This is a genomic window from Oceanicella actignis, from assembly GCF_900111545.1.
Lineage (GTDB): Bacteria > Pseudomonadota > Alphaproteobacteria > Rhodobacterales > Rhodobacteraceae > Oceanicella > Oceanicella actignis.
In genome coordinates, this window is sequence record NZ_FOHL01000026.1 from 1 (window position 1) to 1,440 (window position 1,440).

Consider the following 1,440-nt stretch of genomic DNA (forward strand, 5'->3'; position numbering starts at 1 on the left):
GGGGTGGGCATCGAAGCCTCGAAGCGACAAGATGGGTCCGGTCAGTCGTCCCGGCGCGCCAGTTCGCTCAGCCGCGCGGGCAGATCGCGCCGGCCGTGCAGGAAATCGACGATGATCACCCGGTCGGGCTCATCCACGAACACGATCAGGTGCTCCCCGCAGCGGGTGAAGCGCAGATCCTCGGGCAGGCGCGGATCAATGACCTTGCTGCAGCTCTGCCATGGCGCCTCGTTCCGCGCAATCGCCTCGCAGCGCTCGATCAGGTCGGCCTCGTAGGCTTCGGCCTGTCGCGGGCCGAATGTCTCGATGGTCCAGAGCGCGATGTCGATGAGCGATGCTTCGGCTGCCCGCGTCAGGCGCCATGGCTTGCCGCTCACCGAGCGGACCGCGCAGCGCGGAAGGCCCGCCGGATGGCCTCTTCACCCGAGCCCTCGGCCAGATCGCCGCGCCGAGCCTCGTCGAGGCCGGTCTCGAGCCGCGCGCGCAGGACCTCGAGTTGCGCCTCCTCCCTTTCCAGGAGCCGCAGCCCCGCGCGCAGGGCTTCGCTGGCATTCTGGTAGCGCCCCGAGGCGACCAGGCGATCGACCAGCGCGGACTGGCTTTCGGTGAGGACGACGTTTCTCGTGGCCATGACGATTTCTCCTTCATTGGCAATATATGCCAATCGAAGGGAACTGTCGACCATGGGCTTCAGAGGCGGGTTTCAACCCAGTTCGCCACGATCAACCCCGGCACGCTGTCGAGCGCCCGCTCGGCGTCGCGGTCGAGCTCGAGTCGCTTCGGCAATCTGACTTGCGGGACGAGCAGGAAGATCGGCAAGGTGGCGCGGCCTCGGCCGGTCTTGGAGCGGGAGGCGACACCGAGTCCCTTCGTGTTGAGCCGTCCGTCGGCAACGAGCAAGCTCGGCCCCCTCTGACGATAGACGAAGCGCAGGCGCAGGCCACGGCGACGCTCCCATTCGCCGGGCGTCAGCTTTGCCCCGCGCCGCCCCTTGCCGGCGGCGGGCAGCGGAATCGCCAGCCAGAACCCGTCGCGGGACCGGATCAACGGGCCGGTGTCATGGGCGCCGACGATGACCGGGGCCTTGGACCAGACCAGCGCCGCGGCGTTCAGGCTCTCGCCGGCCTTCGGGTAGGTCTGGCTGCGGATCGAGTTGGCGAGCTGCCGGCCGAGCCCGGCACCCGTGATCTGGCCGCGCCAGGCGGACTTGAGCCCGATCCCGGCCTCGCGCATGGCGGCGGTGACCGCCTTTTCGCCCGCCTTCACCTCTGCCGCCATGGCGGCGACGAGGTTGGGCGTGATGTCGAGCTTCAGTTTCATCGCAGGTCACGCAGTGCGCAGGTCCACGGTCCAGACCAGCCGCTCGCGGTCGCGGACGGGTTCGCCCTGGATGAGGAAGGCCTCGCCGTCGAGCTCGATCCGGTCATCGGGGCGCGGGTT

Annotated in this window: 4 protein-coding genes; all 4 read right to left on the bottom strand. The window is 69.1% G+C overall.

Going from position 1 to position 1,440, the window contains the following annotated elements; genetic code table 11:
* Positions 1-41 precede the first annotated feature (41 nt).
* Positions 42-377, bottom strand: a complete 336-nt coding sequence (locus tag BMW67_RS15220) for a type II toxin-antitoxin system RelE/ParE family toxin (RefSeq protein WP_072748559.1) — start codon at positions 375-377, stop codon at positions 42-44.
* Positions 374-631, bottom strand: coding sequence for a type II toxin-antitoxin system ParD family antitoxin (locus BMW67_RS15225; protein WP_072748558.1), 258 nt, complete (start codon positions 629-631; stop codon positions 374-376). The genes BMW67_RS15220 and BMW67_RS15225 overlap by 4 nt, the downstream gene beginning before the upstream one ends.
* Positions 632-690: 59 nt before the next feature.
* Complete coding sequence (locus BMW67_RS15230) at positions 691-1,320, bottom strand: DUF6441 family protein (protein ID WP_072748557.1); 630 nt, start codon at positions 1,318-1,320, stop codon at positions 691-693.
* Positions 1,321-1,326: 6 nt separating this feature from the next.
* The coding region (locus BMW67_RS16265; RefSeq protein WP_425433844.1) for a head-tail joining protein at positions 1,327-1,440 on the bottom strand (114 nt) is incomplete at its 5' end.